Origin of the sequence: Pelotalea chapellei (assembly GCF_018531195.1) — a bacterium.
Lineage (GTDB): Bacteria > Desulfobacterota > Desulfuromonadia > Geobacterales > Pseudopelobacteraceae > Pelotalea > Pelotalea chapellei.
Window position 1 is genome coordinate 1 of sequence record NZ_JAHDYS010000009.1, and the last position, 16,559, is coordinate 16,559.

At 52.7% G+C, this 16,559-nt stretch carries 12 protein-coding genes; 11 read left to right on the forward strand and 1 reads right to left on the reverse strand.

What is annotated here, in order from left to right:
• Positions 1-185 precede the first annotated feature (185 nt).
• The 9 genes from KJB30_RS10430 (at position 186) to KJB30_RS10470 (ending at position 10,612) form a co-directional block, all read left to right on the forward strand.
• Positions 186-632 carry a hypothetical protein gene (locus KJB30_RS10430; protein ID WP_214298869.1) on the forward strand — a complete coding sequence of 149 codons (447 nt, stop codon included), beginning with the start codon at positions 186-188 and terminating at the stop codon, positions 630-632.
• A complete protein-coding gene (locus KJB30_RS10435) occupies positions 622-1,047 on the forward strand; it encodes a YbaN family protein (RefSeq protein WP_214298871.1) in 426 nt (141 codons plus the stop codon). Before KJB30_RS10430 ends, KJB30_RS10435 begins: the two co-directional genes overlap by 11 nt.
• A 197-nt stretch (positions 1,048-1,244) precedes the next feature.
• Positions 1,245-2,477 (forward strand): exonuclease SbcCD subunit D C-terminal domain-containing protein, encoded by a 1,233-nt coding sequence (locus tag KJB30_RS10440; RefSeq protein WP_214298873.1) that lies wholly within the window; start codon positions 1,245-1,247, stop codon positions 2,475-2,477.
• Positions 2,474-6,160: an AAA family ATPase gene (locus KJB30_RS10445; protein ID WP_214298875.1), complete on the forward strand. Its 3,687-nt coding sequence runs from the start codon at positions 2,474-2,476 to the stop codon at positions 6,158-6,160. The genes KJB30_RS10440 and KJB30_RS10445 overlap by 4 nt, the downstream gene beginning before the upstream one ends.
• Positions 6,161-6,198: 38 nt before the next feature.
• On the forward strand, positions 6,199-6,576 hold the full coding sequence (crcB, locus tag KJB30_RS10450) for a fluoride efflux transporter CrcB (protein WP_214298877.1): 378 nt from the start codon (positions 6,199-6,201) through the stop codon (positions 6,574-6,576).
• A 21-nt stretch (positions 6,577-6,597) separates the two neighbouring features.
• A complete protein-coding gene (locus KJB30_RS10455) occupies positions 6,598-6,939 on the forward strand; it encodes a DUF190 domain-containing protein (RefSeq protein WP_214298878.1) in 342 nt (113 codons plus the stop codon).
• A gap of 78 nt (positions 6,940-7,017) precedes the next feature.
• Positions 7,018-8,808: a glycoside hydrolase family 15 protein gene (locus tag KJB30_RS10460; protein WP_214298880.1), complete on the forward strand. Its 1,791-nt coding sequence runs from the start codon at positions 7,018-7,020 to the stop codon at positions 8,806-8,808.
• Between the two features lie 250 nt (positions 8,809-9,058).
• Positions 9,059-10,207, forward strand: a complete 1,149-nt coding sequence (locus tag KJB30_RS10465) for a Na+/H+ antiporter NhaA (protein WP_214298882.1) — start codon at positions 9,059-9,061, stop codon at positions 10,205-10,207.
• Between the two features lie 39 nt (positions 10,208-10,246).
• On the forward strand, positions 10,247-10,612 hold the full coding sequence (locus KJB30_RS10470; protein WP_214298884.1) for a hypothetical protein: 366 nt from the start codon (positions 10,247-10,249) through the stop codon (positions 10,610-10,612).
• On the opposite strand, the gene KJB30_RS10475 is transcribed toward KJB30_RS10470, so the two are convergent.
• Positions 10,609-11,475 (reverse strand): NAD(P)-dependent oxidoreductase, encoded by an 867-nt coding sequence (locus KJB30_RS10475; protein WP_214298886.1) that lies wholly within the window; start codon positions 11,473-11,475, stop codon positions 10,609-10,611. The genes KJB30_RS10470 and KJB30_RS10475 overlap by 4 nt on opposite strands.
• A gap of 399 nt (positions 11,476-11,874) precedes the next feature.
• On the opposite strand from KJB30_RS10475, the gene KJB30_RS10480 reads away from it, so the two are divergent.
• Both KJB30_RS10480 and KJB30_RS10485 read left to right on the forward strand, forming a co-directional pair.
• Positions 11,875-14,043: an HDOD domain-containing protein gene (locus tag KJB30_RS10480; protein WP_214298888.1), complete on the forward strand. Its 2,169-nt coding sequence runs from the start codon at positions 11,875-11,877 to the stop codon at positions 14,041-14,043.
• On the forward strand, positions 14,040-16,277 hold the full coding sequence (locus tag KJB30_RS10485) for an EAL domain-containing protein (RefSeq protein WP_214298890.1): 2,238 nt from the start codon (positions 14,040-14,042) through the stop codon (positions 16,275-16,277). Before KJB30_RS10480 ends, KJB30_RS10485 begins: the two co-directional genes overlap by 4 nt.
• Positions 16,278-16,559 lie beyond the last annotated feature (282 nt).

The window sequence follows — 16,559 nt, forward strand, 5'->3', positions numbered from 1 at the left end:
CGCCATGATCAGGGACAACCGCCGCTGGAACGATAGTTTTTATGCTTTCACTTGACAGAGAACACGGTTGCTCCGCGGGACTTTCTCCGGGTGCGACGATCTGACTATTTTTGAACAACCTGTATTCAACAATGTTTTAAGGGTTTAACATGGGTTCTAATAAAGATGGGGAGATGTGAGAATAGATGAGCAAGGTAACTGAAAAGTCGCTGAAAGAAAAAGTAACTTCCATGAATATGGGAGCCTTGAGAGAGACGTTGTTCGGCATAAAGGTGGACCGCGGCCTTAAAGGGTACACCGTTCAACTGGTCTACAGGGATAGCACTCCGCCTGAGACACTTTTGTCCCAAGGCTCTGCTTCGGAGGCTGATGCCTGCATCTCTGGTGTGGCCCAGACCGCACTGGTTTTCAAAGCAGTTCAAGGTACACATAAGCCTGCATTTACCCCGACGGAAATATTTGTGAAACAGGGTGGGGAGCGTTGTCCCAAATGCGCTACCAGGGACATCAATCCCGGGCATATCAAAAAAACTGGCGATCTTCAGGAACAATATTACACCTGCAGTCGCTGCGAGACGAAATGGAACAACCGCTTTCGGTTGGAGGGCTACGAAATCATTGATGCGGCATAACCCTGTAAAGAGTGATGTGCTGCGCTGGATCTTGATCGGCATTGGCTGGATTTCCATTGCGGCAGGTATTATCGGGATTTTCCTCCCGCTCGTACCGACGGTGCCGTTCCTCCTGCTGGCACTATTCTGCTTTTCCAAAAGCTCCGAGCGCTTTCACACCTGGCTTGTTGAACATAACCGGCTGGGACCGCTGGTGCGGGGTTATCTTTCCGGTGGCGGTATGCCGTTAAGAGCGAAACTGATGGCAATCGGCATGATCTGGGTCTCTTTCCCTGTCTCGGTGTTTCTGTTCGTACAGGCTCTGTGGCTCAGGATAGTGCTGTTGACCATAGCGGCAGGCATTTCGTTCTACCTGCTCTGCTTGCCTGCACCCACCCCGCTTGATTCACCCGGAGAGCCAAAAATAAAAGAATGATTTTCCTGCCCCAGGTCTCTTTTCCCTTTCCACACACTTTGTTTAGTTACTGAATTCGTTTTCTCCTTCCGCGTTCGTGCCTTCCTGATCAAATTTGTGATTTTTTAAACGACTAGAGTGAGCATGGCTGGTATGATCACCGCTGCCGAAGCCTTTTTGCAATGGCGTTATTGAATAGAAACAAAGGATAGCTTTACATGAAAATTCTGCATACCTCCGATTGGCATCTGGGGCGGTCCCTGTATGGCCGCAAACGCTTTGAGGAATTCGAGCGTTTTCTTGACTGGCTGATCGATTGCATTGAAGCCGAAGGGATTGAAGCTCTGCTGATAGCTGGAGATGTCTTTGACAATGGCACTCCGGGCAATCGGGCCCTGGAACTCTACTACCGATTTCTATGCCGCTGCGCCGGGGCAGGCTGCCGGCATGTGGTGGTTACAGCGGGCAATCACGATTCACCCTCTCTTCTCAATGCTCCACGAGAGGTGCTGCGCCACCTGAATGCCCATGTGATCGGCTGCATGGCCGAGGAGGCCGAAGAGGAACTGGTGGTTCTGAAGGACGCTGAGGGCAAGCCGGAGCTGATAGTCTGTGCGGTTCCCTACCTTCGCGACCGCGATATCCGCCGCGCCGAGGCGGGCGAGACCTTTGAGGACAAGGGGCGCAAGCTGGTGGAAGGGATTCGCGATCATTACCGTGAAGTTGGGGACGCGGCTGTTGCCATGTGCGCCGACCTGGGAGGAGATATTCCCATAGTTGCCATGGGGCATCTCTTTACCTCCGGTGGCCAGACCCTGGAGGGGGATGGCGTGCGGGAGCTGTATGTGGGCACTCTCGGGCAGGTGCGGGCCGATATATTTCCCGACTTTTTCGATTACCTGGCCTTGGGACATCTGCATGTGGCGCAGCGGGTCAGCGGCTCGGATTTCCACCGCTACTCCGGTTCTCCGCTGCCGATGAGTTTCGGCGAAGCGAGGCAACGCAAGATCGTGATCGCAGTGGATGTGGCTGTTACAGGTGTTACGGTACGCGAGATCGTTGTGCCCTGTTTTCAGCCATTGGCAACGGTGCGCGGCGATTGGAACCACATCATGGGCCGGCTTGCAGAGCTTAAAAAAGAGGGTGCTTCGGTCTGGCTTGAGATTGTCTATGAAGGAGACGAGATCATCGGAGATTTGCAGGAACGGCTGCGGGAACTGGTGGAGGGGACTTCTCTGGAGATCCTGCGGGCAAAGAACATGCGCCTGGTCGAGCAGACTCTTGGGCGGATGGCGACGGAAGAGACACTTGATGATCTCAGTATTGATGATGTCTTTGTCCGCTGCCTCGCTGCTCACGAGGTGCCCCCGGAACAGCAGGGTGAGCTGATGACCCTCTTTCAGGAGACGGTTGCAGCTCTGCATGAAGATTTCAGCCAGGGGGAATCATGAAGGTCCTCCGTCTTTCGTTCAAGAATCTCAATTCCCTGGCCGGCGTATGGAATATCGATTTCAAACATCCCGACTTTGTCTCCAGCGGTATCTTCGCCATCACCGGACCGACCGGCGCAGGCAAGACAACCATCCTCGATGCAATCTGCCTGGCACTTTATGGCCAGACTCCCCGTTTGGGCAGAATCACCCAGAGCGACAATGAAATCATGTCGCGCCAGACCGGCGAATGCTATGCCGAGGTTGAGTTCGAAACAGCCAGGGGGCGCTATCGCTGCCACTGGAGCCAGCACCGTTCGCGCAAGGCGGCTGACGGCCAGCTGCAGTCCCCCCGGCACGAGATTGCCGAGGCGGAGAGTGGGCTGATCCTGGAATCGAAGCTGAGAGCCGTAGCTGACAAGGTTGAGGAAGTCACCGGCATGGATTTCGATCGCTTCACCCGTTCAATGCTGCTGGCCCAGGGGGGCTTTGCCGCGTTTCTGCAGGCTCGTCCCGACGAGCGCGCTCCGATTCTGGAGCAGATCACCGGCACCGCAATCTACAGCCGGATTTCTATCAAGGTTCACGAACGTACCGCTCAGGAGCGCAACCGGCTGGCGGAGTTGCGTGCCGAGCTCGAAGGTATTCAGCTCGTGTCGCCGGCGGAAGCAGAGGCTTTGGCGCTTGAAGAGTCTGAACTGCACCTGGCGGAAACAAAGCTGAAAGCCGCTGCCCGAGAAATCAACGAAGCCCAATCCTGGCTGGAGCGGATAGCGATTCTTGAGGCAGAACTTCTGCAACTTGATCAGGACCGGATTTCATTTCAGGCACGCAAGGCAGCGGCTGCACCGGAGCTGGAACGGTTGGAATTGGCTGGTCGCGCTCTTAAGCTGGGTGGCGAGCATGCTCATATTCACGTGTTGCGAACGCAACAGGAGAAGGAGCAGGCCGAACTGGCGAAAGCCACGCAACGGCTCCCCCAGCTTCAGCTTGACTGGCAGGCGGCTTTCGAGGCGCTGGAGCAGGGAGAATCCCGGCTGGCAATCGCCAGGAAAGAGCAGGCAGAGCAGGGGGAGCTGATTCGCGCTGCGCGCGAGCTTGATGTCAGGCTTGGCGAGGTCCAGGCCAGGCTGCAGGGTTTGTCGGATGATATCGAAAAAACAGGTCGGCAGAACTCCATCTACCGTTCGACACTGGCAGAATCCGATCAACGTATGAGCACCATTGCCGGGGAGTTGCAGAAGGTTGGAGCTTTTCTGGACGATCACCAGGCAGATGCCGGTTTGACCGGAGCTTTGGCCGGAATCGAACAGAGACTCAAGTTCTTGAAATCAATCGATAGTCAAGATCGCCACGTCAAGACCAGGCTGGTTTTGCAGGCAAACGTGGTGGAAGGTGCTTTGCTTACGCTGACCCAGGCAGAGGCCGCCTGGCTGGCAGCACAGCAAAGAATGTCAGAGGCTGAAGAGAGGCTTGTGGGGCAACGTGCCGCTCGTAATCTTCTGCTGCAGGGTCGTGATCTTTCTGCCTGGCGTGGGGAAGCGGAACGTCTTGCCACCCGACAGAATTCTCTGGGGGCGATGCAGGAGGCGGTGGCACGCATCAAAGAAGTCGCCCACAAGCTGACAGGGTTGAAACAGCGCAGGGGAGAACTTGAGCAGCAGCGGCTGGTCTTGACACAGCAGGAGGTATCACTGGTCGGGGAATGCGAGCTGCGCGAGCAGATTGTTCTCAAATTGCAGGACAACGTTATTTTGCTTAACCGGGTGCGTGACCTGGAAGAAGACCGCAAGCAGCTTGTGGATGGTGCACCGTGTCCCCTGTGCGGCTCCGCTGAACATCCCTATGCTGTCGGCAACATTCCTCGTCTGGATCAGGCCGGGAAGGAGCTGGAGCTGGCTCTTGCCGAGGCCAGAAAGGTGCGGGAACAGCATGCACGGATTCAGCTGGAACTGGCTGGGGTTGTCAAGGACTTGCAGCAAGCGGGTCAGGACCGGGCGGAGCTTGAGGGGCGGCAGTTGGGTGATGGGGATTTTTGTAGTAACGCCGCGGCTGAGTTGGGAATGATTCTCGAAGTGGGTTCTAACCCGGAGGCATGGTTACAGGTTATCCTGAAGGCGCATGAAACCTGCCAGGTGGAGTTGGTCACGCGCCGAGCTGTTATCTGTGAGGCTGAACAGAAAGAGCGGGAGGAACGCAGCGCCCAGTCGACACTGGATACTCTCAAGGATGAGCTGGCAAAGCATGACCAGGCGCGTCTGGCAGCACGTCTGGGGCACGAATCGGCATTGTCCGAGCACGCGCGCCTGAAGGGTGAATCGGCAGCCCTTCAAGCCAATCTGGTAGAGGTGCTCTCCGAGGTTGCGGGTGAGGTTGCAGCGTATGGCTGGAATGATGTTGCTCCAGATGCCATTGAAAAACTGCTGACCGACCTGACAGGTCGCCGTGACGCCTATGTACAGCAGGTGCAGGCTCGTGAGCGTCTGGAAAAAAATCGTGCAGAGTATAGTTTTGAAATGGAAAAGCAGCAGGCATTGCTTGCTGAATCCGTAAAGCTGCTTGAGGAAGCGGAACGTCAACTGCGGGATAAGAGCGCACAGCGGGATGAATTGGTCGAGCAGCGTCTGGAACTGTATGGAGAGCGCAATCCGGATGCAGAGGAAAAACGTCTGGCCGAGGCTCTTCGACAGGCGGGCGAGCAGCGTGAAGGGGCATTGCAGGAGTATAACCGCCTTCAGGGCGAGCTTGAACGATTGAAACAGCAGATTAAAAGGGTGACAGATGCGATTGCCGAGAGAGGTGATCAGCTGTCCCGGCTGGAAGAGGATCTCTATCTGCGCCTGAATGAGTCAGGTTTTGCAGATGAAACAGACTTTCTGCAAGCCTGCGTGCCGCAAGAACAGTTCGATGCCTTTACGCGGATGGCTGACCAGTTGCACAGGGACGAGACAGCACTGCAGACCCGGCATGAGGATCGGCGACTTGCTTTGGCCGCAGAGTTGACCAGGAACTTGACTGACATGCCGCTTGCCACGGTCCGCGAGGAAAACGCAGCCGTCACGGGGCAACTGAGCGAGCTTCAGAAGGCGCTGGGCGCAGTTCATCAAAAACTGCAGCAGCATGCGGAACAGCAACGGCGCCATCAGGCCCGGCTTCAGGAAATTGAGATCCAGAAGCGGGAATGTGACCGCTGGGAGCGACTGCACAGCCTGATCGGTTCCAGTGACGGCAAAAAGTTCCGCAATTTCGCCCAGGGACTGACCTTTGAACTGATGGTTGCTCACGCCAATCGTCAATTGCTGAAGATGAGCGACCGCTACATCCTTGTGCGTGATCGTTCAGAACCGCTGGAATTGAACGTGATCGACAACTATCAGGCTGGGGAGATCCGCTCCACCAAAAACCTCTCCGGCGGCGAGAGTTTCATTGCAAGCCTTGCCCTCTCCCTGGGACTTTCCAGCATGGCCAGCCGTAATGTGCGTGTCGATTCGTTGTTTCTGGACGAAGGATTCGGTACATTGGATGAAGAAGCTTTGGAGACCGCACTTGAAACCCTTTCCGGCCTGCAGCAGGATGGCAAGCTGATTGGCATCATTTCCCATGTTCATGCACTGAAAGAACGTATCGGCACCCAGATTCAGGTGGAAGCGGGCAGTGCCGGGCGCAGCAGTCTGAGTGGACCGGGGTGCAGGCAGGTTGTGTAGCAGCAATATAGTATGATTTTTGTTGAGGGAGATCCTGGATGAAAACAGCAGCAGCGATAGCCGTGTTCTGTGCCGGTGGGGGATTGACCCGCTATTACCTCTCAGGGTGGATTTACAGTCTGGTTGGCCGCTCTTTTCCCTACGGCACCTTTGTTGTGAATATCATCGGGGCCTACTTCATCGGTTTGATCATGGAATTCAGTCTGCGCAGCGCGCTTATCCCGGATACTTTGCGCCTGGGATTGACGGTAGGTTTTCTGGGCGGGCTGACGACCTTCTCCACCTTCAGTTACGAGACATTCAAACTGCTGGAGGATGGCCAATTTGCCATAGCTTTTGTTAATGTTCTGGCAAGCGTGGTTGTCTGTCTGATCTTTACCTGGTTTGGAATCATAACCATTCGTTCGCTTTCATGACCCTGACAGGAGAAGAACATAATGACTAAGCTAATCGGCGAAAATGTTTTGATGCGGATCTTTATCGGCGAGACCGATCGTCATGGCCATCAGCCGTTGTATGAAGCGCTGGTGGAACTGCTGAGAAAAGAAGGCTGTGCCGGTGCCACTGTAATCCGTGCCATTTCAGGTTTCGGAGCTCACAGCGTGTATCACACCCAGAAGCTGCTGGACCTCTCCGCTGACCTGCCTATGATCGTGGAGGTCGTTGATACCGAAGAAAAAATAAAATCCATCATGCCACGTATAGACGAAATGATGTCAGGTGGCATGATTACATTAGAGAAGGCAACTGTCATTCGCTATACCGGCAAAGGTGATTGATCAATCTGTTGAGACCTAATCGCTGCCCGGTAATGGCCAAGTTACTTCCATTCCATGGCGGCAGAAAGGAGTCACAGTATGAACCATTCATTGGATCTGGCATTAATCGGCAACTGTCAGGTCGGCGCCCTGATCGATCCATCGGCTGAAATAGTCTGGTACTGTTTGCCCCGCTTCGATGGCGACCCGACCTTTTGCTCATTGCTGCATGAACACACTGTCGGAGAGGGCAAAGGCTACTGTGCCATCGAGCTTGTGGACCAGATCGAGGCGACACAGAGCTATCTCCCCAACTCGGCCGTTCTGGTTACGCGACTAACCGATGCCCAGGGGGCGGTTGTGGAGATCACCGACTTTTGTCCCCGCTTTCATCACCACGGGCGAGTGTTCAACCCGATGATGCTGGTCAGGCAGGTTCACCGGGTGCAGGGCAATCCCCGCATCCGCCTCCTGGTCCGGCCAACATATGATTATGGACGCGAGCAGTGCAGTTTCACCCACGGCAGTCATCATATCCGCTATGTATCCCCCGGATCGGTGCTGCGCCTGACGACCAACGCCTCCATCACCGCCATTCTGCAGGAACTGCCCTTCTTTCTGGAGGACCGCCTGACCCTCATGTTCGGCCCCGACGAGATCATCCCGGAGGCTCTTCCTGAGATGACGCGGAGATTTTTGGATGAAACCCTGTCGTACTGGCATGAATGGGTGCGCGATCTGGCCATTCCCTTCGATTGGCAGGATGAAGTCATTCGTGCCGCCATCACACTGAAACTCAATACGTTTGACGATACCGGCGCTATTATCGCCGCCATGACAACATCGATACCGGAAGCTTCGGATTCGGGACGCAACTGGGATTACCGTTTTTGCTGGCTGCGTGATTCGTATTTTGTGGTGAATGCCTTGAACCGGCTCGGTACCACCCACACCATGGAGCACTATCTCAACTATCTGGTTAATGTGGTTGCCGCGGCCCCCGGCGGAATTCTTCAACCGGTCTACGGCATCGATGGCAGGGCGCATATCGAGGAAAAGAAGGTTGATACCCTTGCCGGATACCGTGGCATGGGGCCGGTTCAGGTTGGTAATCAGGCCTACGAACAGATCCAGCATGACGTCTATGGTTCGGCAATTCTGGCAGTGACCCACGTTTTTTTTGACCGGCGGCTTGTACAGCGGGGGGACACGACATTGTTCACTCGCCTTGAAACGCTGGGAGAACTTGCCATTCTGGTTCATGATCAGCCGGATGCAGGTCTGTGGGAGCTGCGCGGCACCAAACGGGTGCATACCTTCTCCAGCATCATGTGCTGGGCGGCTTGTGATCGTCTTGCCAGAATCGCAGCCAGGCTTAAACTTCCGGAACGTGTCACCTACTGGAGCGCTCAGGCCGATCATATCCATGCCACCATATGCAGCCGCGGCTGGAATGATGAAAAGAAAGCCTTTACTGCAGCCTTCGAGGGGGACAGCCTGGATGCAAGTCTGTTACTGATGCACGACGTCGGTTTCCTTGCAGCGGACGATCCGCGCTTTGCTTCGACAGTCGCTGCCATAGAAAGAGAGTTGCGGCACGGGGACTATATCTTTCGCTATGTCGAGGAAGATGATTTCGGCACCCCCAAAAATGCATTCATCGTCTGCACCTACTGGTATATCTATGCCCTGGTGGCACTTGGCCGCAATGACGAAGCGCGCCTGCTGTTCGAGAACCTGTTGAAACGGCATAACCGGCACGGATTGATGGCGGAACATGTTGATGTACAGACCGGTGAGCAGTGGGGGAACTTTGTCCAGACCTACAGCATGGTCGGCCTGATAAATTCGGCCCTTCGGTTGAGCAGGCGCTGGGACTCAGCGTTTTAGATGCGCCAATCCCTTATGTAAGCCGGCGAAGCCGGAACCAAACAAGAAAAGTCAAAGGCAATGGAACGCGGATCAAATCTGATTTAAGCGGATTTTCGCGGATAAAGAAAACAAAAATAAAAGTTTGAAAATTGCGTAAATCCGCTCAATCCGCGTTCTATTGCAGTTAGATATGCTCAAATTTTGTAAAATCTCAAGTTGTAAGAGACTAATAGCCTGAAATGAATACTTTAGATATCTGGAGTGGGTGTTGAAAAAAAGAATCAATATGTTACGGGAATTCTCCGTTCCGTTGCTTGCAGGAGTTTTCGCCGCATTGACTTGGGCAAATCTCTGGCCAGAGAGCTACCACCATTTTGTCGACAACCCCTTGTTCGGGCCTTTGAGTTTTCATTTTATTACCAATGACCTGTTCATGGTTCTCTTTTTCGGGATCGCAGCTGTAGAAATTACTCAAAGCTGCCTTCCCGGTGGCGACCTGAACCCGCCGCGCAAGGCGGTCAACCCGCTCTTGGCCACACTGGGGGGAGTGATCGGACCAGTGGCTGTCTACCTGGGGCTTAACGCCGTCATCGGCGAGCCGGCGCTGGCCCGGGGGTGGGGCATACCAACCGCCACCGACATTGCATTGGCCTGGCTGGTGGCGCGTATGGTTTTTGGGGCCGGTCATCCTGCTGTATCCTTTCTCCTGCTGCTTGCCGTGGCCGACGACGCCATCGGGCTGGCCATCATTGCCATTTTCTATCCCGATCCAAGCCTTCCGACCTCGCCCCAGTGGCTATTCCTGGTGATTGTCGGCATGGCGGTGGCATATCTGCTGCGGAACATGAAGATGAGGAGCTACTGGCCCTATCTGATTGTTGGTGGAGGGCTCTGCTGGAGTGGATTGTACCTGTCTCACCTGCATCCCGCCCTTGCGCTCGCCTTTGTGGTCCCTTTTCTCCCCCATTCCCGCAGGGAGGCTCAGCATATTTTTGAGGATGATCCGGCCGACCGGTCAACTCTGGCTACTTTTGAGCATGAGTGGAAAGTCTTTGTTGATTTTGGAATGTTCATGTTTGGGCTTGCCAATGCAGGCGTTTTGTTTTCCGGCATTGGCACAGCCACCTGGCTCGTTCTGTGCTCACTTTTCATTGGCAAGACGGTGGGAATATTCACGATGGGGTTGGTGGGGAAGACTCTTGGATTTCCGCTTCCCGAGCATGTGGGCGCAAGAGAGCTTCTGCTTGTCGGTATCGTTGCCGGATTGGGATTGACGGTGGCACTTTTTGTGGCAGGAGAGGCTTTTGCCGACCCCGGCGTTCAGGGGGCGGCAAAGATGGGGGCGCTGCTGAGTGGTGGATTAGCGTTGCTAGCCATAATCCTCGGCAGGTTGTTTAAAATCAGAAGAATCGGGTGAAACCCGTCAGAGCTTGATGCAAAAACTTGGGGTGCTAACATGCTGAAAAAGATATTACCCGGTATAAATGACAGTAAGAGGCGGGTACTTCTTGCAGTGTGTATAGTACTGGCTTTTTTCATAGGCATCATAGATTATAAGACCGGTGAGTACGTCATTACTGTTGTCTATATCATCCCAATATACCTGGCTGCTAAAATCATGGGAAAATTGTGGTGCAATATTGTTACCCTGTTATGCATGGTTGAAATTATATCTATTTCCAGGTTGAGCCATCCAGGATCTTTATCGGCAACTGACATATACATGTGGAATGCCATAGTTCAAGCAATTCAACTCGCAGTGGCCGGATACATAATTTCAATTATTACGAAGCAGCTCGAGCGAGACCCGAAATCCCGCTAATCCCGGTGCACAATCCGACTTACGGCAGCAAAGTCAGAATTACCCAAGTCTGCTGCCAGGGCAGATTTAAAAAGTTCATTCACCGTGGCCGCGGCAAAAAGCGGCTGTCCGACCTCTTCAGCCAGCCGCAAGGCGAGGCGCAGATCCTTTTGCATATGTTTGAGAGGAAAAGCTGCAGGGATTTCACCATCAGCAGTGATCAAGGGTCCTTTCAACCGGAACATCGGGTTGGACATGGCACCCGAATCCACCACCTCAAGCAGTTGAGCCACATCCAGACCGCTTTTTGCGGTGAGTGCCAAGCCTTCACATAATGCCGTAAGCATGCCTGCCATAACCAGATTGTTGGCCAGTTTCATACGGGCAGCACTACCCGTGTCACCGAGGTAGAGAATCTTCTTGCCCATCTTTCCCAGGATCGGCAATGCCTCATCGTACAGGTGGCGGTCTCCTGCCGTCATAATGATCAGTGCGGCATCTTCCGCCGGCTTACGGCTTCCTGCCACAGGGGCTTCAAGATAGCGTGCGCCCTTTTCCTGTGTCATTCGGGCTGAATTCAAAGAGGTCTCAGCGTCCACGGTAGACATATCGATAAAGCCTTTTCCTGCGGACATGCCTGAAATGATGCCGTCAACCCCGTCACGAACCGCCTTCACAGCGGCAGGATCCGCCATCATTGAGATCACAATGTCGCACGTTTCAGCTGCGGCACGAGGGGTAGCTGCGACGGTTGCCCCGATTTCTGCCAGAGGTCTGCACGCGTTCCCCGAGCGGTTCCACACCGTTAGGTCATAACCTGCCTTGACCAGATTTGTCGCCATTGCGCTGCCCATGATACCTAATCCGATAAATCCAATTTTCATCTATCACCTCACATGTCGATATTGTTACGGCGGTCAAACATATCAAGGTAGAGCCTGACTTGCCTCGCCCAATTCGAGACACTGCAAACCGTGGCCCTACAGCAGTGTTTATATGTTTAATTGCTGGAGTTAAAATACTTCAGAACATCCAGCAGAGTTTTATTGAACGGGATGAAAAACATTTTACCCGACTTTCAGTACTTGTTTCCGGTTTATTTCGTACTTTTGCCAGAAGAGGGAAGGCTGGCCTCAAAAAAACCCTGAACTCAGTATTCATGAGATATTAGTAATGTTATTTTTTCCATATTTACGTTGACTCAACCCAATTTAGAGATTATGTAACCATGTTAAAAATATCCTTTTTCCTGGTTTACACCCATCGACGCCAGCGAGGATTTTGTGCAGCAGATTCCAGATGAAATACTTGATGCAATCGAATCCATTCACCTTCCGTATATGCCGCAGACATTATTGCGGTTTTTGCAAGTTGTGGATAATGATAATGCCTCAGTAAATGAGCTGGCTACGTTGGTTCGGCAGAATCCTTCGCTATGCGCCCGTCTGCTTACAATTGCAAATTCAGCCGCCATGAGGCATGGCAAAGAAATTACCAGTATCGAACAGTGCCTGATCACTCTCGGCACACGCCTTGTGCGTACGCTCGCGGCCTGTCTGGCCATCCAGAGTGTTTTTGATCGGACCGCCGGAGATGCCACCTATGACTATACCGGTTTTTGGATGCATTCGCTGCGAGTTGCGGAGATTGCACGAGCATTTGCTGAAAAGATAAATTTCCCGGGTTCCGATGAGGCCTATCTTGCCGGTCTTTTGCATGATATCGGTCAATTGATGCTGCTTGGCGGTGTGGGTGAAAGTTATGGAGCCCTGCTGGTTTGCAGCAGTGATGAGGATGCTCTGCTCGCAATCGAAGGGCCGGTACTGGGGACCGACCATGCTGTAGTTGGGGCCTGGCTTGTGGATCGCTGGGAACTTACCTCATTTGTGGCTGACGCGATTCTGTTTCACCATAATTCAGCTGCTGAAATAGCCTATGCGGACAGGCTGAGCCAGATCCTTTGGTCCGCCCATGTTGTCAGCGGAATTCATAATATATCGACCCTCACGAGCGAAGAGCAACCGCCGGAAATGGCTGCTGCTGAATCTCTGTTGGGATTAGATCTTGCCGAGATCGCAGCTGTCAGCGTTCAGAGCGAGGAAGATGTGGCTGTGCTGGCGGCTGCTTTTGGCATTACCCCTACCGACGATCCACGTACCCATCCTTATTCATCCATTACTTTCGAAAATCCAGTGTCAGGACGCAGTGGAGATGAGGCGCAGGCTGAATTGGAATCTGCAGTACGGGATATGTCGTTGTTGCAGTCTCTGCAACATAACCTCTTCGGGCATGCAGATGAAGCAGAAATGCTGATCGCCGCGCGCGAATCTGCAAGAATTCTTTTTGGTTTGCAGAAAGTAGGGTTTCTGTCGATCGATCCTGATCAACGTTTTCTTGTGGCACCGGACATAGCTGGCCAGCCGCCTCTGCTGAAGCGGCTTGAGATAAGGCTCGAGCCTCCCACGAGTTTGGCTGCAGTTACTACCCTTGGCGATCACCCATCTTCAACCTTCGATGAACATCCTCCTGGCGATGTTTCACTTGTGGACATTCAGGTCGTCCGGGCAATGTCCAGCGAAGGAGTGCTATACGTACCGATGCATGGCCGCAAGGGCCCTATCGGCATTATGATCTGCGGATTGAGTACCTTGCAATATAAGCGGATCAGCAATCGCATCACCTGGATGACCAGTTTCGCCCATATTTCAGCTGTCAGTATTGAGGCCTGTCGCGAACTTGGCTACCGAGAGCAGAATCTTACGCGAAGCCTGACGGACCGGTTTGAAAAAAATGCCAGAAAGATCATCCACGAGGCTGGCAACCCTCTTAGCATCATAAAAAATTATCTGAAAATCGTCAGTCAGAAGCAGCCTGCAGACAGTGGTATCAGTCAGGAACTCGAAATCCTCAGGGAAGAGATAGACCGGGTAGTGAATATCGTACAAAGCCTCAGTCGTACGGACATTACTGCACCCAGTCAGGAGAGGGTGGATGTGAATGCCGTGATAGAGGGTATGCTCGCCCTGTACGGCGAAGCCTTTTTTTCAGATCGTCACATCGTGCTGGAAAAAAAGCTTGCTCCAGCACTGTCACTCGTCTCTGGTGAACGAGACGGTTTGAAACAGCTCTTGCTGAACCTGTTGAAAAACGCTTCAGAAGCGTTATCCGATCAGGACACCCTGACCATTTCAACGAATGATAAAATCAGATACAAGGATGGTTTGTACGTTGAGATTCAGGTGGCTGATTCGGGTCCCGGGTTGCCACACGAGGTCATGCAACGCCTCTTTCAGCCTTTGGAGACAAGCCGTCCTGGTCACTCCGGCCTTGGGCTTGCCATCGTAGGTGAGCTGGTCGAACGAATGGGCGGGCATATCACCTGTAACAGCAATGGGGCTGGTACAACATTCACTATATTGCTGCCTTTGGCAGAGATGGTTGATCCTGCATGAATCTTTCTGCACAGGCGGCGTATGATTCTCTTGTAAGCACTGTCTGTCATCCTGACCGTCTTTTGATTGTGGATGATGAGGCACGTATTCGTGCCAGTCTGCGATTGCTGCTTGAAAGCCCGTCACGGACTATTCAGGAATGCGAAACAGGCGGCGATGCGATTACCATCCTCAAGACCCGCACCATCGATCTTGTGCTCCTTGATATTAATCTTCCGGACCTCTCTGGTCTGGAAGTTATGGAGTGGATCGCCAGTTACAAAATCCCCACCAGCGTTATTATTGTCAGCTCTGATGATCATATCGATTCCGCCATTCGCGCTTTGCGTAATGGAGTCGTGGAGTTTGTCCGCAAGCCCAAGGAACTGGATGAAATCCAGCACAAGGTTGAGAATGTCCTGAACCGACGCAGCATGGAACGTCGGCATTTGATAATGACTGCCCGTCTCGAGCAGTCCGAACGACTGCACCGTTTCCTCGTCGAAAATTCTCCGGACCTGATCTACACCCTTGATTCCAACGGTTGTTTTCTTTTTATCAACAATCGCACCGAGACCTTGCTGGGATACACCCGGGACGAACTGGTCGGCAGCAGTTACACCACTATTGTTCACGAGGACGATCTGGATGAAGCGCTTTATGCTTTTACAGAACGTCGCAGCGATAACCGTGCCGTTTCAAATGTTGAAGTGCGTCTTAAATGCAAAGGTAACCATTACCGAAGTTTCGAAAGCCGACATGTTGTAGCAATGCTCAGTGCCACTGGTGTCTATGACTGCCGTGAAGATGGACTTGAAGTGCCGCTGACACGCTGTTTCATGGGGACCTACGGGGTTGCGAGGGATATCACAGAGCGGAAAAAGGCCGAGGAAACAATCAGCTTTCAGGCCCTGCATGATCAGCTCACCCACCTGCCGAATCGCCGGCTGTTCATGGACCGTCTTGAGCTTTCGCTAATCCATTCCCAAAGGTATGGCAGGAATGTGGCAGTAATGTTTATCGATCTGGATCGCTTCAAGTTGGTGAATGATACCCATGGTCATGCAGAGGGAGATGGTCTGCTGCGAAAGGTAGCTGAACGCCTGCGAAAATGCGTTCGGTCCGGCGATACGCTTGCTCGTCAGGGTGGTGACGAATTCACGGTGCTGTTGCCTGATATACAGCATTCCGAGGATGCGATAATCATCGCAGAAAAAATCCAGGAGGAGCTCAAGCTGCCTTTTCAGGTGCGAAATCAGGAAGTCCGCACTACTGCCAGCATAGGTATTGCAGTGTATCCGCGTGACGGAGCTGGTGCAGATGAACTTCTCAAACATGCCGATATTGCCATGTATAAAGTTAAAGCCAGCGGCAAGAACAATTTCATGTTCTTTAATGCCCACATGAATGAATGCTACCATGAACGTCTAGCTTTAGAGAATGAACTGCGGCAGGCAATAAAAGAAGCGGAATTTGAACTGCATTACCAGCCACAGATCAGTGTGATTGGAAATCGTATTATCGGGGTGGAAGCATTGATCCGCTGGAGACATCCAGTGCATGGCCTGCTGACTCCGGAGCATTTTATAAGTTTGGCTGAGGAAACCGGCCTGATCTGTGAAATTACTGACTGGGTCGTAACCGAGGCCTGCAGGCAGCTGGCCCTTTGGCGCAGCATGGGCTTACAGGATCTGCGTATGTCAGTGAATATGTCACCCCAGGAAGTCGACCGCAGTGATGTAGTTGAGCGGATGGTCTCCAGCATTTCCCGCTATAACATCCCTCCTCATTTTCTGGAAATAGAGATCACTGAAAACCTGATGCTGCGCGATGTTCCACAGGTCATTGATAAATTGAAGGAGCTGCATGGCCATGGAATACGCATTTCGATCGACGATTTTGGTACATGCTATTCGTCACTCAACTACTTGCGTCAGTTCCCGATAAACAGCATAAAAATAGACAAATCATTTGTCTGCGACCTCAGGGAAGGTAGCAATACTTCGCCGATTATTCATGCCATCATAGGAATTGCCAAAGGCTTCAGGCTTGATCTTGTGGTGGAAGGAGTTGAAACACTTTATCAGATGAAGATTCTTCATGATCTGGGATGTGATGAGATGCAGGGCTATTTTTTCAGCAAACCCCTGCCGGCCGCCGATGTTGAGTGTCTGCTGCTGAATTCATCATTTTTGAATGATTTCTGTCAGCAGTACCACATACCGCTTCAACCATCTCTCCCTCAGGTTGTTTAAAAGCAGGTTGTTGAGAAACAAACATTCAATGATCTCCTGTCTAGTGTGGTCAACCGTTTTTTCAGCTATGTGGAAGCTTTAATAGTCAAAGGCAGTTGTCGATTCTGATTGCCTCGATGTACTTGTTACCGGTAGCTGAAATGAGGTGCCTGAGAGCACACCGTCTCCAAAGGACCACCCATACTCCAATTTATCCATGTCATTGTCTGAATTATTCCAGCCATAGTCTGACCCCTCCCACCCACTGACGAGACTGACACCACAGCTGAGGACAAAAAGAAG

Bases quoted from the DNA above. Each gene is read 5' to 3' on its own strand.
- KJB30_RS10430 (WP_214298869.1), top strand. From the start codon at position 186: ATGAGCAAGGTAACTGAAAAGTCGCTGAAAGAAAAAGTAACTTCCATG.
- crcB (WP_214298877.1), top strand. From the start codon at position 6,199: ATGAAAACAGCAGCAGCGATAGCCGTGTTCTGTGCCGGTGGGGGATTG.
- KJB30_RS10475 (WP_214298886.1), bottom strand. From the start codon at position 11,475: ATGAAAATTGGATTTATCGGATTAGGTATCATGGGCAGCGCAATGGCG.
- KJB30_RS10460 (WP_214298880.1), top strand. From the start codon at position 7,018: ATGAACCATTCATTGGATCTGGCATTAATCGGCAACTGTCAGGTCGGC.
- KJB30_RS10455 (WP_214298878.1), top strand. From the start codon at position 6,598: ATGACTAAGCTAATCGGCGAAAATGTTTTGATGCGGATCTTTATCGGC.
- KJB30_RS10435 (WP_214298871.1), top strand. From the start codon at position 622: ATGCGGCATAACCCTGTAAAGAGTGATGTGCTGCGCTGGATCTTGATC.
- KJB30_RS10485 (WP_214298890.1), top strand. From the start codon at position 14,040: ATGAATCTTTCTGCACAGGCGGCGTATGATTCTCTTGTAAGCACTGTC.
- KJB30_RS10440 (WP_214298873.1), top strand. From the start codon at position 1,245: ATGAAAATTCTGCATACCTCCGATTGGCATCTGGGGCGGTCCCTGTAT.
- KJB30_RS10470 (WP_214298884.1), top strand. From the start codon at position 10,247: ATGCTGAAAAAGATATTACCCGGTATAAATGACAGTAAGAGGCGGGTA.
- KJB30_RS10445 (WP_214298875.1), top strand. From the start codon at position 2,474: ATGAAGGTCCTCCGTCTTTCGTTCAAGAATCTCAATTCCCTGGCCGGC.